Origin of the sequence: Cryptosporangium phraense (assembly GCF_006912135.1) — a bacterium.
Taxonomy (GTDB): domain Bacteria; phylum Actinomycetota; class Actinomycetes; order Mycobacteriales; family Cryptosporangiaceae; genus Cryptosporangium; species Cryptosporangium phraense.
In genome coordinates this window covers 34,522-54,661 of the sequence record NZ_VIRS01000014.1, presented here as the reverse complement: position 1 = coordinate 54,661, position 20,140 = coordinate 34,522, and the positions used below count along the sequence as shown (strand labels likewise).

Here is a 20,140-nt window from a genome sequence, read left to right as displayed (position 1 = left end):
GCTGATGCACGCGGCCGGATACAACTGGCCGAAGGTACGATGACCTACCGTTCTGATCTGCGTAAGGAGCGGCATGACCGTCCTGTCCGACGCCACGCTGGTGTCACCGGTCGGGGTCGTGCCGGGTGGTTGGGTGGCTCTCCAATCGGGAAAAATAGCCGCCGTCGGTGGCCCCGAGCGGGCTCTCCCCCGCGACGCCGAGGTCGTCGACCTGGGTGGACGGTGGCTCGTACCGGGCTTCGTCGACCTGCACGTCCACGGTGGCGGTGGCCAGAGTTACTGCAGTGGTGAGCCGGACGCGCCGGCCGCGATCGGGGCCCTGCACCGCACTCACGGGACGACGTCGGCGCTGGCGAGTCTGGCCACCGCGCCGCTCGACGAGATGGCTCGGGCCGCGTCCGCACTCGCACCTCTGGTCGAGGCCGGGGCGCTGGCCGGCATCCACGCCGAGGGCCCGTTTCTCTCCCCCGCGCACGCCGGCGAGCAGGACCCGGCGGCGATGATCCCGCCCGACGTCGACGCGCTGCAGACGCTGATCGACGCCTGCCGAGGGCACCTGCGTGTGCTGACGCTGGCCCCCGAGCTGCCGGGCGCGCTCGAGCTGGTGAAACGGGCGGTCGACGCCGGCGTGCTGGTGGCGATCGGGCACACCGGGGCCGGCTACGAGCGCACGCTGGCCGCGATCGAGGCCGGCGCGACGCTGGCCACCCACCTCTTCCACGCCCAGCCCGGGCCGCAGCAGCGCGAACCGGGGGCGGTCGGCGCGCTGCTCGAGCACCCGGACGTCGTCGTGCAGCTGATCGCCGACGGCATCCACGTCCACGACGCGCTGCTCGCGATGGCGTTCCGGCTCTGCGGTCCGGAGCGGATCGCGCTGGTCACCGCGGCGATGGCGGCGGCCGGCTCCGGCGACGGCCAGTACCAGGTCGGCCCGCGCTCGGTGGACGTCCGGGGTGGCGTCGCGCTGATCGAGGGCAGCGGCGCGACCGCCGGGAGCACGCTCACCCAGGACATCGCGCTGCGCCGGGCCGTCGACGCCGGGGTGCCGCTGATCGACGCGGTCACCGCTCTGAGCGCGACCCCGGCCCGAGCCATCGGCATCGCCGACCGGGTCGGCGCGCTGGTGCCCGGCCTGGCCGCCGACCTGCTCGTCCTCGGCGCCGACCTGGAGGTCGAAGAGGTGCTGGTCGGCGGGTCGTTCACAATGAGGGCGTGACGCTGCGCTGGGGCATTCTGGGTACCGGGGGCATCGCCCGGACGTTCACCTCCGACCTGCGGACGCTGGACGACCACGAGGTCGTGGCCGTCGGCTCGCGGGCCGCGGAGACCGCGACGGCCTACGCGGACGAATTCGGCATCCCCCACGCCCATGCCAGCTATCAGGCTCTGGCCGACGACCCCGACGTCGACGTCATCTACGTCGCCACCCCGCACTCGGGGCACGCGTCGGCCGCGCTGACCTTCATCGGCGCCGGTAAGCACGTCCTGGTCGAGAAACCGTTCACGATGGACGAGGTCGAGGCGGCCGAGGTCGTCGCGGCCGCCCGGGCGGCCGGCGTGTTCTGCATGGAAGCGATGTGGACGCGGTTCAACCCGGCCATCGCCCGGATCCGCGACCTGCTCGCCGACGGCGCGATCGGCGAGGTCGTGACCGTCGAGGCCGACTTCGGGTTCCCGGCCGAGTACGACCCGGCCGGGCGGCTGTTCGCGCCCGAGCTCGGCGGCGGCGCGCTGCTCGACCTCGGGGTCTACCCGATCTCGTTCGCGTCGATGATCCTCGGCGAGCCGGCCACCGTGCTGGCCACCACCGGGCTCGCGCCGACCGGCGTCGACGCGAACACCGGTGTGCTGCTGGGGTACGAGTCCGGTGCGGTCGCGGTGCTGCACTGCTCGCTGCGCGGCCTCAACCCGATCCGGGCCGCGATCTCCGGCACGACCGGCCGGATCGACATCCCGCCGACGTTCTTCCGGCCGGAGAAGTTCACGCTGGTCCGCACCGGCGCCGAGCCGGTGACCGAGGAGTTCACGCTCCCCGGCCTCGGCTACACGTTCCAGGCCGAGGAGGTCGCGCGGCGCATCCGCGCCGGCGAGACCGAGTCCCCGCTGATGACGCTCGACGAGACGCTGTCGATCATGCGGACGCTCGACCGCGCCCGCACCGCCGCCGAGTTCAACGCTCACCCAGCGGGATCGTGGTGAACGGCCCGCCGACGAGGTCGGTGGGCTCACCGTCGACCTGGTCGGCGTAGGCCTCGGCGTCGTCCTCCGGGGCGTAGCCGATGGCGAAACCCTCGGCCAGCGACCACCAGTTCCGGGTGTTCGCCGAGACGCCCCAGACCTGCCGGAACCCCGGCGACGGCGTGCTCAGCGACGCCTCGACCAGCCGGGCCGCGTCGTCGAGGGAGAGCCAGGTCGCCAGCGAGCGCACGTGCGGCGGCGTCTCGCGGCAGGTCCCGATCCGCAGCGCGACGACGTCCATCCCGAACCGGTGGTGGTAGAGCTGCCCCATCGACTCCATCGACGTCTTCGACCAGCCGTACCAGGTGTCGGGCGCGAACGGGACGTCGGCGGGCAGGGGTTCGTCTTCCCGCCGCGCGAAACCGACGGCGTGGTTCGAGCTGGCCAGCAGGACCCGGGAGATCCCGTGCTCGCGGGCGCCCTCGAACACGTTCCGGGTGCCCTCGACGTTCACGGCCTGGATCTCGTCGTAGGGCGCCTCGCCGGAGATGCCGGCCAGGTGCACGATCGCGTCGACGCCGGCGCAGGCGTCGGTGACCGCGGCCGGGTCGGTGACCGACGCCTGGATGACCTGCTCGTCCGGGCCGGGTGCGCCCAGCGTCGCGGTGTCGAACAGGCGTAGCAGCCGCCCGGGCCGGGCCATCCGGGTCCGGAGTGCCGAACCGATCAGGCCGGCCGCGCCGGTCAGCAGAACCACCTCGGTCATCAACGCCCTCGCATCCGTGGTTGGGTTGCAGCCAACAGATCGGAGGATCGCACGTGACCGAGAAGCTGGATTGGCTGCCCGCCGCCGACCACCTGGAACTGCTGGCCCCACCGGTAGGGAAGGCCCTCGTGGAGGGGGCCAAGGTCGCTGCGATCGACCCGACCGACGCCGACACCGAGGCCTTCTGCGCCCGGTACGGCGAGCCCTTGGACGAGTCGGCGAACTGCGTCGTCGTGGCGGGCAAGCGGGGAGGCGTCGTCAAGTACGCGGCCTGCCTCGTGCTGGCCACGACCCGGGCCGACATCAACGGGCTCGTCCGCCGTCACCTGGACGTCCGCAAGGTGTCGTTCGCACCGCTGGACGAGGTGGTCGAGATCACCGGGATGGCCTACGGCGGGGTGACCCCGCTCGGCCTGCCGGCCGACTGGCCGGTGCTGATCGACGCGGCGGTCGCGGCCTCGGCCGAGGTGGTGATCGGCAGCGGGCTGCGCGAATCGAAGATTCGCATCCCCGGAGCGACGCTCGCCGCGCTCCCGACGGCCGAGGTCCTCGACGGGCTGGGGCAGGCCCGGTGACGACGCTGCCGCCCCGGCTGACCGAGGGTTCCCGCATCCGGGTGATCGCGCCGTCGTCGTCTTTAGGCCTTCTTTCGGACGCTTCGCGCGCGGGCGCGGTCGAGCGGCTGCAGCGGGAGTTCGGGTTCGAGATCTCGTTCGGTGCGCACGTCGAGGAGACCGGGCCGCTCGGCACCGGTCCGGTGGCCGGACGCGTGGCCGACCTGCACGAGGCGTTCGCCGATCCGGAGGTCGACGGGATTCTCACGGTGATCGGCGGCTACCACTCGAACCAGTTGCTCCCGCACCTCGACTACGACCTGATCCGGGCGAACCCGAAGGTGCTCAGCGGGTTCTCCGACATCACCGCGCTGCAGTGCGCGCTGCTGGCCCGGTCGAATCTGGTCACGTACTCGGGCCCGCACTTCTCGACGTTCGCGATGCGCGACCACAACGAGGCGACGATCGAGGCGTTCCGGAGCGCGGTGTTCACGGGCGCGGCGGTGAGCTGGCGTCCGTCGGCGACGTGGACCGACGACGAGTGGTGGCGGCCGGACATCGAGCGGGCGGCCCCGGCTCGCAACGAGGGCTGGTGGCTGCTGCAGCCGGGCATCGCCAACGGCCCGCTGATCGGCGGCAACCTGAGCACGCTGGCGCTGTTGCAGGGGACGCCGTACTGGCCCGACCTGGACGGGGCGGTTCTGGTGGTCGAGGACGACTTCGAGTCGTCGGTCCACGATTTCGCTCGGCGCCTGACGTCGCTGCTGCAGACCGGGGTCGCGGTCCGCGGGCTGGTGATCGGCCGGTTCCAGCGGGCCACCGGGATGACCCAGGAACTGCTCCGGGAGATCGTCACGACCGCGCCGCAGCTGGCCGGCGTCCCGGTGCTGGCGAACGTCGACGTGGGGCACACGAGCCCGATCTACGCGTTCCCGGTCGGCGGGTCGTGCTACCTGGCGGCCGAGCCGGGAGCGGTGGAGATCGTCCTGACCCGTCACTGAGCTACCCGGGCGCAACCGTCGGATGCCTGAACGACACTTGGACGGCCACGGCGAGACGCCGATGAGTTCCCCGTACGGGCTGAGCCAGGAGGGCGCGCCCCGGATCGCGGGAACGGGTGATAACTCGTGGAGAGGTTCGCTGCAGAGCTGGCGGGCGCCTCGACCGACCCGGACGAGAGCAGTCGGAGCATCGCGGTCTGCCGTCTCGTCCGCAGTGATGCGGTCGTACGGTTCGCCGCGATCGGCGGTCTGTACTGGGTGGCGGCGTTCGCGCTGCTGAACTGGCTGGCCGGTGACACCGGCTCGGCCACCCGGCTGGCGGTCAACGTGCTGTTCCTGGTCCCGATCGGGCTCGCCACGGGCACTGCGGTGATCGCCGCGTTCCGCCGCCGGGCCCGGACCCGGACCGGCCGCACCTGGGCTCTGCTCGCGATCTCTTACCTGTGCTGGCTGGCCGGCGAGGTGTTCTGGCTCGCGTACGTCGAGATCGAGGGCCCGGACGTCGCCTACCCGTCGGCCGCCGATGGGCTGTTCCTGGCCCAGTACCTGATCGTGATCCCGGCCTTCGTCATCGGGTTCGGCCAGGGGCACCGGTCGCGCCGCGGCCGGGTCGCGCTCGACGTCTCGCTGGTCCTGCTCGGGCTCGGCGCGCTGGGCTGGCGCGTCCTGGTGGCCCCGGTGATCGAGGACGTCGACGGCCTGGCTCGGGTCGTCACCGCGCTCTACCCGCTCTCCGACCTGGTCGTGCTGGGCTGCCTGCTGACGCTCGGCCTCTCCGGGCACCGTCGGCTGCCGGTCTCGGTGCGGCTGGCCGGCTGGTCGTACCTGGTGTACGCGCTCACCGACTGCCTCTACCTCTACGGCCGGGTGCACGGCACCTACGGCGACGGGAGCTGGCTCGACTCCGGGTACCAGCTGGCCGCGGTCCTGCTCGCGCTCGGCGGCCTGGTCGCCCTGCGCCACGACGAGCCGGACGCCGTCCGCCTGGCCATCGGCCGGGACCTGACCGCCGTCCCGCTGATGGCCGCCGGCCTCTCGGTGCTCGGCCTGGGCACGCTCGAGCACGCGTTCAGCGGGAGCTACCTCTCGCTGACCGTGGGCGCGGTCGTCCTCGGCGGGCTGATGGTGCGTCAGTACCTGGTGACCCGCGACCGCACCGACCTGGCCCGTCAGCTCGGCCGGGCGCTGCGCGAGCAGGAGCGGCTCGCGGTGACCGACCCGCTGACCGGCCTGTACAACCGCCGGTTCTTCGACGACACGATGCGCAACGAGGTGGCCCGGGCCCGCCGCAGCGGGCGTCCGCTCAGCCTGGTCGTGCTCGACCTCGACCACTTCAAGCGGATCAACGACGAGCGCGGCCACCACGCCGGCGACGCCGCGCTGGTGCAGGCGGCGGCCCGGCTGAAGGGCATCACCCGGGACGCCGACGTCGTCGCCCGCTTCGGCGGCGAGGAGTTCGTCTGGCTGCTGCCCGACACCGACGAGGCCGGGGCGTCGATCCTGGCCGAACGGCTCCGGTCGGCGCTGGCCGGCCGTCCGGTCGAGATCCCGGACTCCGAGCCGATCCAGGTGACCGGTTCGCTGGGTGTGGCCTGCGCGATCGGCCTGGTCGACGACGAGATCCTGATCCGCGACGCCGACCGGGCGATGTACCACGCGAAGGCGACCGGCCGGAACCGCGTCGCGCTGGCCTCGACGATCGCTCCGGCACTCGAACAGGAGCCGCCGATGGGATCGGGCGTGGCCGAGCTCTGCCGCGAGGTCGGAGCCCGGCTGGGCCTGGACGAGGCCGAGGTGCGCCTGGTCGAGGCGGCCGGCCGGGTGGCGGCGCTGAACTCGCCGGTGCTCTCGCAGACCGACCGCACCGCCCGCAAGCCGGTCACCGCCGACGACCCGGGCACGCTGATGCTGCTCGAGGCCCTCGACGGTCAGCCGCTGGGCCGGCAGATCGTCACGACGTGCCTGGCCTGGATCGAGGCCCGGGCGGCGGACCTGCCGCCGGCGTCCCGGGCCGACGACCGGACGGTGTCGTTCGACGCCGCCGCCGCGGACGAGGTCGCCGCGTCGATCACCTTGGCCCCGGCGCTGTAACCCTGCCGGGAACTGTCAGGGTTTCCGGCGAGACTGTCGGGCATGGCGAGTTGGGAACAGTTCTCCGTCGAGGCACCGGCGTTGGCGGAGGCGATCAAGGCACGGTTCACGGCCACGAAGCACCACGTGATGGCGACGCTCCGGGCGGATGGTTCGCCCCGGGTCAGCGGCACGGAGGTCGAGTTCTACGGGCCCGACCTGACGTTCGGGTCGATGTGGCAGGCCCGCAAGGCGCTCGACCTGCAGCGCGACGCCCGGGTGGCGATTCACGCCAACCCGGGCGACGGCTCGATGGACGGCGGCGACGCGAAGGTCGCCGGCTCAGCGGTGGAAGTGGTCGACCAGGGTGACCTCGGCACCTACGTCGACGACCGGCACCCCCCGGAGCCGTTCCACCTGTTCCGCGTCGATCTGCGCGAAGCGGTGCTGACCTCGGTCGACCAGGAACGCAAGGTCATGATCGTCGAGCTCTGGCGCCCCGGCCGCCCGGTCCAGCGCACCGAACGCACTTAGGCGGCCGGCTCGGCCCAGACGGTGCGCCACTCCGAGCAGGCGTCGGGCAGCGGCGCCTGCCGGTCGCGGCACACCTTCCAGAGCACCCGGTGCGGCGGCCCCACGCGCGCGGTCGGGGCGTATCCGGTCACCGAGATCGTCTGCCCGGCGCCTTCCCGGTCGTAGATCGAGCGCACCCGGCCGCTCGTCGTCCGCCAGCCCACGTAGACCGAGTCGCCGTCGCGCGCCAGGTCGGTGATCCCGCAGACGATGCGGACCCGGTACGCGGCGACGGCCTCGGCCACGCAGTCCGCGGCGGCGCCGTCGGTCGTCGTGCCGGTCGTCGCCCGGGGCGCGGCGGCCAGCGGTAACCCGACCGCGCACACCACCAACCCCGCTACCCCACCGACGATCACGGCCCAGCGCCCCACTGCCCCCGCAGCGTCCCACCCCGCTCGCCACGACGACCGACGGCGTCGTCGGTCCCGATGCGATCCCTTCGGCACGGTGCCCACCTCCCCCAGATCATTCTGATTTCAATTAGTTACGCTAAGTAGTCAGCGCGACGGGCGCTGCCCCGCCGAATCCTCCGTCCGGTCAGGGTCCGCACCGCCCTTGCGGACGGGGTCGAACCGAACGGTCGGCGCGCCGTGAACGGTGACCACCAGCTGGGGGCCGGGGCTCTGGGGGCCTGCCCCCGGACGGCCGACATAGCACCGCCCCGCGCCGGGAGGGGTGGCGCGGGGCGGGGCGGGATCAGGCGAGAACTAGCGAGAAATCGAGTGGTCAGGCAACCGACCGCCACCACCCGTCGGGCGCCGGAGCGGCGTCGACGTCGATGGCCTGCCCGGGGCGCGGTACCGCGACGCGAACACCGCACTCGGCGGCCTCGGTCAGCAGCCGCTCGACCGGTTCCGACCAGTCGTGCAGCGCGAGGTTGAACGTCCCCCAGTGCACCGGGATCAGCAGTCCGCCGTTCACCGCGACGTGCGCGGCGACGCCCTCCTCGGGCGTCATGTGGATATCGGGCCAATACGGTGCGTAGGCGCCGATCTGGATCAGCGTCAGGTCGAACGGGCCGTGGGCGGCGCCGATCGTCGTGTAGCCCTCGAAGTAGCCCGAGTCGCCGGTGTAGAAGACCTTGCGTTCGGCGCCGGCCACGACCCAGGACGCCCAGAGCGTCGCGTTGTCGGAGCGGAGCCGGCCGGAGAAGTGCCGGGCCGCGGTGGCGGTGAAGCCCAGGCCGGCGACCGTCGCGGTCTCGTCCCAGTCGAGCTCGACGATCCGGGACGCCGGGACTCCCCAGCGCTCCAGATGGGCCCCCACCCCGAGCGGCACGAGGAACGGCGCATCCTGCAAGCGGGCCAGCGTCCGGATGCTCGTCTCGTCCAGATGGTCGTAGTGGTCGTGGGAGATGACGACCGCGTCGACCGCAGGGAGCGCGCCCAGGTCGAGCGGGACCGGGTGCAGCCGGCGTGGGCCGGCCAGCGACGACGGCGAGCAGCGCTCGCTCCAGACCGGGTCGAACAGCACGCGGCGGCTCTCGATCTCGAGCAGCACGGTCGCGTGGCCGAGCCACGTCGCACGTAGGCCCTCCGACGCCGGAGCCGCCAGTTCGTCGAGCGTGGGGCTGACGACCGGGACGGGCCGGGTGGGCTTGCGCCGCTGCCGGCCGAAGAGGAACTCGCCGAGCATCCCGCGCCCGGCGGGCGCGATCGACGCGGGCGACTCGTTCTGGAAGGCCCCGTCCCGGAAGCGGGGCGACTGACGCATGCGCTCGAGCCGCGTACCGGCCGGCCGGCCACCGATCGCGGACGGGATGTCACGCACGGCCCAGGCGACGGACGCGGCGATGCCGGTCAGCGCGAGCGCGGTGAATAACGACCGGCCGCCGGTTCCGCGCTCCGCCACGACGTTGTCCACCACAGCAACTCCCCTTTCCACGACCTTCACAACGAACAAGAGTCGTCACCCGGTGCCGTGATACCAGCAGCGACGTACGTCACATCAGGCCGTGGTGAGCCGCTTCTGCCGTCCCTCGGTCATCGTGTGGACGCAGAGCGCCGACTTGCCGGTGTACTCGGCGACGAGCACGCCGTCGATCTTGATCCGGCAGCGGACCTCGGGGTCGTCGACCGTCGGCCGGAGGTAGCGGTAGGTCCGCTGCCGCGGCTCACCGAACAGCACCAGCCGGTAGACGTCCGGGTAGTGGAACGTCAGTTCCACGTCCCAGGACGAGCCGTACTGGGTGGACTTCTTGTCGGCCAGCGGGACCATCGAGTAGTCGGCCTTGATGTCGACGGTCGAGGCGTCGACGGTCTCCACCTCGAACGTGACGATGTGCGTCTCGGTCGAGGGGGGCGACCGGAAAACCGAGCACCCGGTGAGGACCAGCAGCCCGGCGATCAGCACCGCGAGCTGCCGTAGGACCATGGGTGGCAGCCTAGTGCGGGCCTCAACCGGCGACGACCGCCGCCCGGCGGGTGACGAAACCGCTGATCTCGGCCGCCACCGCGGCCGGAGCGCTGAGGTCGGGGGCGTTGTGGTCGAGGTCGGGGTGCAGGTGGCACTCGCTGTCGGGTAGCAGCTGGTCGAGCCGGCGCAGCGCGGTGGTGAGGTAGTCGGGGGTGCGCCCGCCGCCGAGGAGCAGCGTCGGCGACTGAATGCTCGCGTACCGGCGTCCGTCGGAATCCAGGCGGGCGATCTCGGCGATCTCGGCCGGCGTGGTCGGCATCATCGCCCGGGTCTCGGCCCCGTCGGCGCCCCGGAGCAGCAGGTGCGCGAGCGCGCGGTAGACGAAGTACGGGGCGTCGCCGATCGGGACCAGCCGGGTGCCCTTGAGGAACGTCGCCATCGCCGCGCCGTGCTGGCCGAGCGCGAGGTGCCGCTGGAAGGCCGGTAACCACTCGACGTCGAACGAGCCGCCGATGCTCACCGCGGGCTCGTAGACGACCAGCGCGTCGACCGGCCGCCAGAGCGCCAGGTGGAGTGCGACCAGGCCGCCGTGGCTGTGGCCGAAGATCAGGTCGGAGCCGGTCTCGCGCATGACCGCGAAGACGTCCGAGGCCTCGGCCTCGATGCTGTAGTGCGGGCCCTGCGGGCCGCTGGCTCCGCGTCCGCGCCGGTCGACGACGTGCACCGTGTACTCGTCCTCGAGCGCGCGGACGAGCCCGTCGTAGTGGTGGGCCCGGCGGTTGTTGCCGGGAACGACGACGAGCCCCGGCCCTCGTCCGGCGCTGAGGACGCCTATCGGGGTGCCGTCCGCGGACCGGACGGTGGAAGACGTTGCTGTGCCCATCGGTGGCGCTCCATTCGCCCGTTCGGCCGCTTGAAGATGAGTTTGCGGATCGCACCTGTCAGGACGCTGATAGACCGCTGTCAGGCGGGGTTCTTCCGGATCTGACCTGCAGCGACGCGACGGCCTCGGCCCGCAATGGCCTGCGTCAGGTCGGTCGGCCCACAGCTTGATCGGGGATCCGAAGAGCGGGATCGCGTCGATGACCGCCGAGACCCGAGCCGACGGGTTGCCAGCGGTGATAGCGCAGGCCTCCCGACACCACCATCTGTGTCGACACGGCGGCCTGCGGGGCGGTGTACCTTGCGCCGCATGCCGGCCTACGACTCCTTCAGCGCCTTGTCTGCCCCATACACAGCCTGGGCATGGGTGAACCCGGAGCCGGCGTCGGACTCCAACTGCTCGATCAGGCCCTGTCGGCTGAACGGGTTGATCTCGAGGTAGCTCTTGGCGGCCTTGTAGGCCTGCTCGTTGTAATCGATGTGCAGCGAGTCCACCGCATAGGTCGCGGCTTCCTCGGTGAAACCGGAGCCGGCGTCCGACGACAGCTGACGGATCAGGCCCTTGCGGGAGAACGGCTGGAATTCGAGGTACTGCTTGGCGGCCCGGACGGCATTGCGCTGCTCCGCGGTCTCCTTCCTGGTGGGCGCCGCTTTCGGGCTACTCGGCTCGGACGCGCCAGTCTTCTCGCCGGCCGGCGCCGCTACCTCAGCACTTGTGCTCGACCCGGTCGTCGCCGTGTCGGTGTCGTCCCCGCCGCCGATGGCGTTGATGATGCCGCCGACGACACACAGTCCGACGAGGATCGCGGCGATGATGCCGATGACCTTCCCAGCGGAGGCGTTCTTCCTCGGCGGCGGAAAGCCGCCCGGCGGCGGATAGCCGCCGGGCGGCCCGTAGGCGGGCTGGCCGTAAGGAGGCTGCTGCCCGTAGCCGGGCTGCGGCGGGTAGCCCTGGGACGGGTCGCCGTAGGGCTGCTGTGGGCCGGGGCCCCATCCGGGCTGCTGAGGCTGACCGTACGGGGGCGGGTTGCCGTTGTTGGGATTGTTCGGGTCCTGTGGCGGCTGCATTTCCGGAACGTTAGGTCCGGCGGTTCCTGTGTGCGGCCAGTGTGTTCGCTGTGCGTCCGGCCGGTGTGGACGGTCGATCCTGGCGGCTACCTGCTCACGTCCGTTGGTCGAGGGTCGCCGCCGATCGGATAACCCCCGTTCGGGGGTCACGCGAACTCGAACAGATAGGCAACCCAATCGATTCGCTGGGCGACGAACCCCATAGACCGCTGCCAGTCCGAAAACGCTGTCCGTTGAACGAACGAAAGACGTATGAAAGACATCGTTGCGACCCGAAACGCCTACGATGGGAATTGCGAAAACTTGGTCTCCCATTCGGGATTGGATCGAAGATCGCAGGGTAGGGGGCAGCGGTACGTCCCTGTCCGGGCAGGGAACGACTCCCAGGGAGGGGAAACCATGGGGCTGGTTTGGCACCGACCACTGACGCCCGAGGACGTCGCAACCGCGTACCGGTTGCTCGAACTTCACAAGCCGATCGAGCGCTACCAGCACGAGGCCGTCTGCGGCAACGCCGGACACTGGACGGCGGCTCCGGCCTGGCCGTGCAGCCGCGCGCGCTGGGCGTCCGAGGTGGTGGCCGCGTCCGAGCGTGGCGAGATCCCCGACGACCTGCGGGCCCCGGCATGACCACCGACCCGCCGGAACTCACGCTGACCGCCGGTGACGTGGTCGCGATGGTCGCGCAGCAGATGGAGGTCAGCGGTGCCCGGCCAACGCTGACCGACGAGTCCAAGCTCGCCGCCGAACGGGTGGCCGAACAGCTCCTCGACACGCTCAGCGGTGATCTCGCCCGGCCGGCGAACGGCGCCCAGCACCCGCCGCCGCCCCCTCCGCCGCCGGCCCCTGCCCCACCGGCCCCTGCCCCACCGGCCCAGGAATGAATCGGTCGTAGGCGGGCAGAGCCTGCCCATGACCGCCCTGCTCGAGCTCGGTGACACGCTCAAGGAACTCGGGTACACGTTCACCACCGTGACCCCGACGACGCACGCTCGGGTCAACCGCCGTCCGTCGAACGCCTGGGCGCGCGACCTGCGTGACGCGCTGGGCTGGAGCCGCCCGTTCCGCCCGGGCACGCTCCCCGCGGACGTCGTCGACCTGCTCGACCGCGCCGGTGCGCTGGCCCGGTCGGGTGACAGCCTGCGCAGCCTCGTGCGTTTCTCCACGTACGACGACGAGCTGTTCGTCCACTCGGCGTTCCCGACGCAGGCGCCCGACGCGGTGTTCTTCGGCCCCGACACCTACCGCATGGCCGACGCCGCGATCGCGTCCGTCCGGACGTGTTCGACGCCGATCCGGCGCGCGGTCGACATCGGCTGCGGTACCGGCGCCGGCGCGATCGTCGTCGCCAAGCGTGCTCCCGGCGCCCAGGTGCTGGCCGTCGACATCAACGACACCGCGCTCCGCTACGCGTCGGTCAACGCTCTCCAGGCCGGCGTCGCCGTCGAGCCGTGCCGCAGCGACCTGCTGGACGACGTCGACGGGTCGTTCGACCTGATCGTGTCCAACCCGCCGTTCATGATCGACCCCGCGGGTCGGACGTATCGGGACGGCGGCGGCCCCGGCGGCCACGGCCTGACGCTCGAGATCATCGGTGCGGCCGCGTCTCGGTTGGCGCCCGGTGGAACGTTGGTCCTGTTCAGCGGCGTCGGCATCGTCGACGGTCACGACTCGCTCCGCGCCGCCGCCGCGGAGCGCCTGAGCGGCACGGACCTCGTCTGGACGTACCGTGAGGTCGATCCGGACGTCTACGGCGAGGAACTCGACGATGATGCGTACGCGGACGCGGAGCGGATCGCCGTCGTGCTGCTGACCGCGGCACGCCCGGCGTGAGCACCGGGCTCACGGTCGGGGTCGAGGAGGAGTATCTCCTCGTCGATCGTTCGACGGGCGAGAACGTGCCGAGGGCGGGCGAGGTCTACACGGGGCTGCCGGCCGAGCTCCGGTCGCACAACCGGGCCGAGTTCCGGCCGTGCATGGTCGAGATGGTGACGTCGCCGGCCGTCGAGCTGGCGGCCGTCCGCGCCGAGGTGGCCACGCTGCGGACCGCCACCGCGACGGCCGCGGCGGCGGCCGGGGCCCGGGCCGTGGCGGTCGGAGCCACGCCGGTCGGCGAGGCCGACCGCACCCCGACCGAGGATTCCCGCTATCGCGGGATCGTGCAGCACTACGGCCCGATCGCCCGCGATCCGGCCGTCTGCGGATGTCACGTGCACGTCGGTGTGCCGTCCCGAGGTGCCGCGGTGGACGTCTGCCGACGGGTTCGTCCGTGGTTGCCGGTGATCCAAGCGCTGGCCGCCAATTCGCCGCTGCATTCGGGGGTGGACACCGGGTACGCGAGCTGGCGAGGGGTGCAGCTCGACCGCTGGCCGGGCGTGGGCCCGACCCCGCACGTGGTGTCGGAGAAGGAGTACGACGAGGCGGTGGCGTCGCTGGTCGAGTCCGGGGTGATGCTCGATCCGGGGCTGGTGCTGTGGCACGCGCGCCCGTCGGAGCGGTACCCGACGGTGGAGATCCGGATCGCTGACGTGTGCGCGACGGTGGGCGACGCGGTGCTGGTCGCCGGCCTGGTGCGGGCGCTGGTGGCGACCGCGCTGTCGACGGTGCACGACACGGACGACCCGGTTGCCGATCATGTGTTGGAGGCGGCGCATTGGAACGCGGCCCGGGTGGGGTTGGCGGGCACGCTGCTGGATCCGAGGTCCGGACGGGCCAGGCCGGCGTGGGAGTTGGTGGAGGAGCTGTGGGAACGGGTGACGCCTGCTTTGTTGAGGAGCGGTGACCTGGACGAGGTGGGGAGTGAGCTGAGTCGGGTGCGCCGAGAGGGAAACGGAGCCGACCGCCAACGCGCGATTCTGTCCCGAACGGGCTCGATAGCGGCGGTCCTGTCGTCCGCCGAGCTAGGCCGGGCTCAGGGAACGCGCTAGCGCCGGAAGAGCAGCGCGTCGCCAGCCCGTGGTCGCGAAGGGCCAATAGCGTCGCACGCGTCCGGTCGAAGCGGCCCTAGCTGAGACCGCCAATCTCGGACACGCCGTTCCGATCAGATCCGCGGCATTCGATGAAAGTGCTGTCGAGCCGTTCAGCGATCGACCAGGGCACCGGCTCCTCTTCTCCGACCCAAGTCGCCGTCAAATGATTGACAAAGGAGCCACCGAATCCTGTCGAGAACATGATCAGCAGCGCGAGGTAGTGTCGAGACAGCATCCATGAATCCCGCATCAGCCCCTCACAACCATAGATACGGCTATTCAACTCTTTGGGGTGAACGAGTTCGTTTCGAACTTTCACGAGGGCAGCGGGGCCATCAGGAAGTCCCTGGTCTGCCGCGAATCGACTCAGGGCAGGAAGCGCAGAAGCGTTGACACCAAGAGGAATTCCCGCTAGTCGCAGAGTCTCTCGCAGTCGATTGGCTCCGCTCCCGTACTGCCTCCTCGAGGAGGCGGTCTTTCGGCCGCCGCCTCCTCCTGAGAGGGTCAGAAACTCCCATGCGATGTTCTCCAGCGCCGGGAAAGCCGCCAATATTCGCTGCTCCACGAAGCTTGTCTGCGCGGCCGTCACGGAGGCCTGCATCCTGAACCTGCTCACTCCTTGGCGCACTTCGTCAGCGACGGCCGAGGTCGAGCGGACCAGAAGGTCCATGAATTCGGTGCGATTACTCAGCGATACGCATTCCAACCCGATCCTGCGGGCCGGATCACAGATGGGCGACTTCCAGGATTCCCATCCGAGCTTCCCGTCAAGATCGTACGCGATCGCGAGGGCAGGCGAGACCCAGCGCCCCAGCATGAAGGAGAGCGTAATCCTGAGCGCCTCGATGATGTTTTCAGCTGCAGCAATTTCGAAAACGCAGCCGCTGGACCGACGAATCTCCATGACATGAGTCAGTAGGTAGTAATGCTGATCGTCGAGGTTCCGAAAAGCCTCGCGATGATCAGGTCGCTGGTCGATCGCGATCTCCCATTCCCCGACCACGAAAGAGATTCGGCCCGGCCATCTGCGACCATCGGCCGCAATCAAATAGTTCCATCCCGGGAGACTAGGCACGTTGAGCCAGCCCACAATCACGCTCCGCACAGTGGACTGAGAGGACCCGATCTCCGCGCTGTTGATCCATCCAGAATCCGGCTGTCGTCGAAAGCTCAAAATATTGCTTGCGAGACCTTTTTCCGCCAATGAAAGCGTTGCCTCGTCGAGACTCCCGGAGAAGTAGTCATCAGGAACATCCATCTCCCAACGCAGGCTAGCCGTACCCACCGTATGCAAGAAGACACGGCCGTTCATTTCCGACGAATCAAACCCCGCGATCGAACCGGTATATAGCCGGATTGGCTCGCCCGGTTGATTGAACGCGTACGGGAAATCCAAGGGGAGAGCCGGATCGTCGATGCTATGCGTGCGCATTAGTCATCCCTCTGCGAGGCTGGACGGAACTACGCAGATTACATTTTGATGCGGCCCAGCGGAACCGAGATCTGCCGAGTTGCGCTGCTTTCGATCAGAGACCGGCCAGCGTCTGACCCAGCGCCCCCAGGGCCGATGGCCACTAATCGCCTCTGGGCCCAATGAAACTGGGGGCAGGAGAGCTCTGCTCAGACTCGTGGTAGAGGAAACGTCCATCAAATGAGGGCTCAATGGGGGAGCCGCTTGACGAGCAGCCTCCCCTACGGTGACTGGACCGCGGATGGTCTCACTGACGGTTGGGGGCGGGCGGAACAGTGGAGTTCGAAGAACGTCTCGCCGCGCTGGCGACGAAGGTCGAGAACCAGCGCGGAGCGATCCAGACCGAGGAAGCGACGAAGAACGCCTTCGTGATGCCGTTCATTTCGACGATCCTCGGCTACGACGTCTTCGACCCGCTCGAAGTCGTCCCCGAATTCACGGCCGACGTCGGCACGAAGCGTGGCGAGAAGGTCGACTACGCGATCATGCGCGACGGCGAGGTCCAGATCCTCATCGAGTGCAAGAAGTCGACCGGGGCGCTCCGCATCGAGAACGCGTCTCAGCTGTTCCGGTACTTCTCCGTGACGAACGCGCGCATCGCCGTGCTCACCAACGGACAGGTCTACAACTTCTACACGGATCTCGACGCGCCCAACAAGATGGACGACCGACCGTTCCTGGTGCTCGACCTCCTCGACATCGACGAGACGCTCCTGCCCGAGCTGCGCAAGCTCACGAAGGACGTCTTCGACTTGGAATCCGTCATCAGCGCGGCGGAGGAACTGAAGTACGTCGGCGCGATCAAACGCGCCATCGCGGCGCAGTTCCGGGAGCCGGACGAGGACTTCGTCCGGCTGTTCACCACGCGCGTCTACGAGGGCAGCTTCACCCAGAAGGCGCGCACCCAGTTCACGGCCCTGGTTGCGAAAGCGTCGAAGCAGTTCCTCAACGAGCAGGTCAATGATCGGCTGAAGACAGCCCTTGGCGCGTCGTATTCAGCTCCGGTCGGGACGTCGACGCCGAGCGATGTCGTTACTAGCCAGCCGGTCGCCGAGCGCGACATCGATCGCGACACCGAGATCACGACCACGCTCGAAGAACTCGAGGGATACCAGATCGTCAAGGCGATCGCCTGCAGTGAGGTGAAGCCGGACCGGATCGTGAATCGCGACGCGAAGTCCTACTTCGCGATTCTGCTCGATGACAACAACCGCAAGCCGATCGCCCGCCTGTGGTTCAACGCCAAGAAGCAGAAGTACCTCGGCTTGTTCGACGCGGACAAGATCGAGACCAAGCATCCGGTAGACTCGCTAGACGGCATCTACGAGCACGCCGAAGCGATTCGCCAGACCGTGCGCAGCTATCTCGACTAGGTGCGGCGGGCTCGGCGGCGGGTCTGGATCACGGCCAGGTCGATCAGCGCTACGACGGCCAGCGCCACCAACACCCACGCCGGCACCGCCTGGCCGATGCCGAACAACACCGCAGCACCAATCACCGACGCTACGAGGCCGAACCCGGCCAGAACGAGGCGCAAAGTCAGCGGACTATACGGATGACCGACGGTGCCCCGCCGGCCCGGAGGCTGCGCATCAAGAGGCATGGACCCGGCCTACCCCGCAACCGCGACCTCATTCGCGTCTCCGACCCGCGGGTGACGTCCAGAGGAAACGACGCTCAGCCGCGCCAGAGCCAGGCCGCACGGCGGTACTGCTTCTTCTGGATCTCGGCGTGCTCGAATTCCTCCGGCTGAAGACCGTCGAAGCGCTCGCCCACGACCTGCTGATACAGCGGGTCGGAGAGCAGCGCGGCCAGCTCCAGGCTCTCGTCCTCGGCCAGCGCACTGCGCAGCTCGTCGCTGTCGAGGAGACGTCCGATCTCGATGATCGTTCCTCCGGCGTAGCCGATCGCCGCCCGGGAGAAGCCACCCATCGACACCGCGAGCCGCATCCGCAGCCGGTCCTCGTGCTGGTCGTTGTCGGCGGCCAGGCGGGACCGCCAGCCGAGCAGTAAGCGGGGTAGAGCCGTCGGGACCTCGATTCCGGCCGGCAGGACGACCATCATGCCGTCGCCGGCGTCCTGCCGGTCGGTGGCGCCGAGCGGGACGCCGAGGTCGCTGACGACCTGCTCCACCAGCGTGGCGATGCGCCGCTGGATCTCGACCTGACGGGGCGTCGGCCGGGTGCTGTAGCCGACGACGTCGATGCCGAAGCCCATGCGCTGCTCGACGCGGTCCGACAATTGGTGGGTCGTCGGCTCGGGCGGGGTCAGTACCGAATAGTCGGCGGGTGGCTCGGCGCGGCGGTCGAGCAGGCCCGCGTCCCGGATCAGCCCGCGCAGGCCCTCCGCCTGCTCGCGGGCGATGTTGACGAACTCGATGTCGTCGCCCAGTTGCGGTTTCAGCCAGCGGACGAGCCGGGCGTCCGAGGGCAGCAGGTCGTCGATCGCGTTGCGCATGTTGTCCTCGGCGATCTCGACCGAGCGGCGCATGTTCCGGAGCTCGGCCTGCGTCGCACGGAGGATCGCCTCGTCGCGGACGAGGTCCGCGGCCTCGTCGCGGAGATCCGCGTCGGGACGGCTGAGGCCGTCGGTCAAGCGGCCGACGCGCGTTTCGACGCGGCGGCGCAGGTCGGTCAGGGCGCTGCCGTCACCGCGGACGCGGGAGTGGAACCGGAGCTTCGCCGCGTGCATCAGGTAGCGGGCCAGCGGCGGGAGCCGGACGTCACCGGAGCTCCAGGTGAAGTCGGACAGCTGGCGGTCCCGGCCGGGCTCGGCGAGCACGACGAGCCGGCGGTCGCCGCCGTCGTCGTCGGCCGGAGCGACCTCCCAGAGCGCGAACTCGCCGGCGTTGGTGGGGCGTTGACGCCAGCCGGGTTCGTCGGTCGGGCCGGGCGGCAGCACCGCGCCGGCGTCGGCGCCCCAGCTGACGTAGTCGGTGCTCTCCTCCGGACGCTTGGCCTGGAAAATCACGACCGAGCCGAGCAGTGCGTCGAGGCCGTTCGCGGTCAGTTGCCGCCACCAGCGGGCGTATTCACGCCAGCCCAGCGGCGCGGCCGCCCCGATCCGGGGTTTGCGGTCGTGGTCGGCGACCGGCGTGGCGAAGACCAGGGACAGGTTGAGCACCTCGTGCTCGTGCCGGACGATCGCCTGGTAGTCGGCGACGCGGTCCTGCAGACCGGCGAGGGCGCTGCCTTCGCGGGTGAACTTCTCCGGTAAGTCGGTCGGCAGGTCGGTGCCGGGGATGGAGAGCGTCATGTTCAGCTCGGATCGGCACCGCTTCCAGATCGCGCTGATCTGCTGGTAGGCCGTGTCGGCGTGGGGGCCGTCGAGCGGGGCGTAGAGGTGGGCGACGAGCTCCTGCTCAGGAAGAAAGCGGTTCTGCATCGCCGTTTTTCCGTCCTTTGTTGACGGTCAGGACGTGAACCAGGGTGTTCTGCCGGTCCACGATTCGCGAGGGCGCGGTGATGATCTCGGCGGTGCCGATCCGGTTGGCGCGGACCGGCCCGCTGAGCTCGAGCTCGGCGACCGCGCGCCGGAGGGCCGGCCCGTCGGCGGTCCGGAGCGCGATGTCCATGCGGTCCAGGATGGCCTGGACGCTCTCCCAGCGCTGGGGTGCGAGCCGCCACTCGCTCAGGTATTCGAGAACGTCGAGCGCGTCGTCGATCGTTTCTTCGTCCACTTGCTCCATGGAGCGCACTGTAGCCAGAGAGTCGCTCTGAGGCTCTAGATGAGACGACGGCTGTTCGGGGGGCATGCGCTCGGTGAGCGCCATCTCCCGTTCGAGGTAGGCCGGGTCCGGGGGATAGCGGATCGTGTGGCCGGTCTCGGTGAAGCCGGCTCGCCGGTAGAACGCCTTGGCCCGTTCGTTGAGGTCGAGAACGAACAGCCGGACGACGTCCGCATGCAGGTGTTCGAACGCGAAGGTGACGGCCGCGGCCGTCACCGCCTGCGCGGTGCCGTAGGCACCTCCGCGGAACGCCGGCGTCACGTAGACGCCGACGAGCATCGCGGACACGTGGTGGATGACCTCCGCCTCGCGGAAGACACCGGCCATGCCGACGAACCGGCCGCCGGCGACGGCGGCGAACCCGATCTGCGTGGACGCGCGGTCGCGCCAGGCGCTGTCCGGCAGCACGACCGCGTCGTCGTACTGTTCGACGAACGCCAGCGGGGAGTTCTTCAGCGCCTCGAGCCGCAGACGCTTGAGCTCCCGGAAGTCGTTCGGCTCGATCCGGCGCACCTGGTAGGTCATG

21 protein-coding genes are annotated in these 20,140 nt (G+C 70.0%); 11 read left to right on the top strand and 10 right to left on the bottom strand.

Going from position 1 to position 20,140, the window contains the following annotated elements; translation table 11 throughout:
* Positions 1-73: 73 nt before the first annotated feature.
* Positions 74-1,216, top strand: coding sequence for an N-acetylglucosamine-6-phosphate deacetylase (nagA, locus tag FL583_RS20190; RefSeq protein ID WP_142706256.1), 1,143 nt, complete (start codon positions 74-76; stop codon positions 1,214-1,216).
* Entirely contained in the window at positions 1,213-2,199 is a 987-nt protein-coding gene (locus FL583_RS20185) for a Gfo/Idh/MocA family protein (RefSeq protein ID WP_142706255.1), read from the top strand. The genes nagA and FL583_RS20185 overlap by 4 nt, the downstream gene beginning before the upstream one ends.
* Here the strand turns inward: FL583_RS20185 and FL583_RS20180 are convergent.
* A complete protein-coding gene (locus FL583_RS20180) occupies positions 2,171-2,944 on the bottom strand; it encodes an NAD-dependent epimerase/dehydratase family protein (RefSeq protein WP_142706254.1) in 774 nt (257 codons plus the stop codon). The genes FL583_RS20185 and FL583_RS20180 overlap by 29 nt on opposite strands.
* Positions 2,945-2,997: 53 nt before the next feature.
* Here FL583_RS20180 and FL583_RS20175 point away from each other — a divergent pair, with 53 nt between their 5' ends.
* The 4 genes from FL583_RS20175 (at position 2,998) to FL583_RS20160 (ending at position 7,103) form a co-directional block, all read left to right on the top strand.
* On the top strand, positions 2,998-3,519 hold the full coding sequence (locus tag FL583_RS20175) for a YbaK/EbsC family protein (RefSeq protein ID WP_240746750.1): 522 nt from the start codon (positions 2,998-3,000) through the stop codon (positions 3,517-3,519).
* The gene (locus FL583_RS20170) at positions 3,516-4,499 is read left to right on the top strand and encodes a S66 peptidase family protein (RefSeq protein WP_142706253.1); all 984 of its coding nucleotides are present in this window, start codon (positions 3,516-3,518) and stop codon (positions 4,497-4,499) included. Before FL583_RS20175 ends, FL583_RS20170 begins: the two co-directional genes overlap by 4 nt.
* 126 nt (positions 4,500-4,625) lie before the next feature.
* Positions 4,626-6,590, top strand: a complete 1,965-nt coding sequence (locus FL583_RS20165; RefSeq protein WP_142706252.1) for a GGDEF domain-containing protein — start codon at positions 4,626-4,628, stop codon at positions 6,588-6,590.
* Between the two features lie 42 nt (positions 6,591-6,632).
* Positions 6,633-7,103: a pyridoxamine 5'-phosphate oxidase family protein gene (locus FL583_RS20160; RefSeq protein WP_142706251.1), complete on the top strand. Its 471-nt coding sequence runs from the start codon at positions 6,633-6,635 to the stop codon at positions 7,101-7,103.
* On the opposite strand, the gene FL583_RS20155 is transcribed toward FL583_RS20160, so the two are convergent.
* From FL583_RS20155 to FL583_RS41010, 5 genes are all read right to left on the bottom strand, one after another.
* Positions 7,100-7,513 (bottom strand): hypothetical protein, encoded by a 414-nt coding sequence (locus FL583_RS20155; protein WP_142706250.1) that lies wholly within the window; start codon positions 7,511-7,513, stop codon positions 7,100-7,102. The genes FL583_RS20160 and FL583_RS20155 overlap by 4 nt on opposite strands.
* Positions 7,514-7,868: 355 nt before the next feature.
* The gene (locus tag FL583_RS20150; RefSeq protein WP_240746749.1) at positions 7,869-9,008 is read right to left on the bottom strand and encodes an MBL fold metallo-hydrolase; all 1,140 of its coding nucleotides are present in this window, start codon (positions 9,006-9,008) and stop codon (positions 7,869-7,871) included.
* Between the two features lie 81 nt (positions 9,009-9,089).
* Positions 9,090-9,515: a hypothetical protein gene (locus tag FL583_RS20145; RefSeq protein ID WP_142706249.1), complete on the bottom strand. Its 426-nt coding sequence runs from the start codon at positions 9,513-9,515 to the stop codon at positions 9,090-9,092.
* 22 nt (positions 9,516-9,537) lie between these two features.
* Positions 9,538-10,380, bottom strand: a complete 843-nt coding sequence (locus tag FL583_RS20140; RefSeq protein WP_142706248.1) for an alpha/beta fold hydrolase — start codon at positions 10,378-10,380, stop codon at positions 9,538-9,540.
* Positions 10,381-10,697: 317 nt separating this feature from the next.
* Positions 10,698-11,447: an Ltp family lipoprotein gene (locus FL583_RS41010; protein ID WP_142706247.1), complete on the bottom strand. Its 750-nt coding sequence runs from the start codon at positions 11,445-11,447 to the stop codon at positions 10,698-10,700.
* Positions 11,448-11,846: 399 nt separating this feature from the next.
* On the opposite strand from FL583_RS41010, the gene FL583_RS20130 reads away from it, so the two are divergent.
* From FL583_RS20130 to FL583_RS20115, 4 genes are read left to right on the top strand one after another with little or no spacing between them, the layout of a single operon-like run.
* Complete coding sequence (locus FL583_RS20130; RefSeq protein WP_142706246.1) at positions 11,847-12,077, top strand: hypothetical protein; 231 nt, start codon at positions 11,847-11,849, stop codon at positions 12,075-12,077.
* A complete protein-coding gene (locus tag FL583_RS20125; RefSeq protein ID WP_142706245.1) occupies positions 12,074-12,331 on the top strand; it encodes a hypothetical protein in 258 nt (85 codons plus the stop codon). Before FL583_RS20130 ends, FL583_RS20125 begins: the two co-directional genes overlap by 4 nt.
* 28 nt (positions 12,332-12,359) lie before the next feature.
* Entirely contained in the window at positions 12,360-13,280 is a 921-nt protein-coding gene (locus FL583_RS20120) for a methyltransferase (protein ID WP_142706244.1), read from the top strand.
* Positions 13,277-14,374, top strand: a complete 1,098-nt coding sequence (locus tag FL583_RS20115; RefSeq protein WP_142706243.1) for a carboxylate-amine ligase — start codon at positions 13,277-13,279, stop codon at positions 14,372-14,374. The genes FL583_RS20120 and FL583_RS20115 overlap by 4 nt, the downstream gene beginning before the upstream one ends.
* Before the next feature lie 76 nt (positions 14,375-14,450).
* On the opposite strand, the gene FL583_RS20110 is transcribed toward FL583_RS20115, so the two are convergent.
* Complete coding sequence (locus tag FL583_RS20110; RefSeq protein ID WP_142706242.1) at positions 14,451-15,848, bottom strand: YopA family protein; 1,398 nt, start codon at positions 15,846-15,848, stop codon at positions 14,451-14,453.
* Between the two features lie 314 nt (positions 15,849-16,162).
* Here FL583_RS20110 and FL583_RS20105 point away from each other — a divergent pair, with 314 nt between their 5' ends.
* Positions 16,163-17,260, top strand: a complete 1,098-nt coding sequence (locus tag FL583_RS20105) for a type I restriction endonuclease (protein WP_142706241.1) — start codon at positions 16,163-16,165, stop codon at positions 17,258-17,260.
* Here the strand turns inward: FL583_RS20105 and FL583_RS20100 are convergent.
* From FL583_RS20100 to FL583_RS20090, 3 genes are all read right to left on the bottom strand, one after another.
* Positions 17,257-17,490: a DUF6343 family protein gene (locus FL583_RS20100; RefSeq protein WP_142706240.1), complete on the bottom strand. Its 234-nt coding sequence runs from the start codon at positions 17,488-17,490 to the stop codon at positions 17,257-17,259. The genes FL583_RS20105 and FL583_RS20100 overlap by 4 nt on opposite strands.
* Before the next feature lie 74 nt (positions 17,491-17,564).
* Positions 17,565-19,271 (bottom strand): CATRA conflict system CASPASE/TPR repeat-associated protein, encoded by a 1,707-nt coding sequence (locus FL583_RS20095; RefSeq protein ID WP_142706239.1) that lies wholly within the window; start codon positions 19,269-19,271, stop codon positions 17,565-17,567.
* Positions 19,249-20,139 (bottom strand): CATRA system-associated protein, encoded by an 891-nt coding sequence (locus FL583_RS20090; protein WP_142706238.1) that lies wholly within the window; start codon positions 20,137-20,139, stop codon positions 19,249-19,251. Before FL583_RS20090 ends, FL583_RS20095 begins: the two co-directional genes overlap by 23 nt.
* Position 20,140 lies beyond the last annotated feature (1 nt).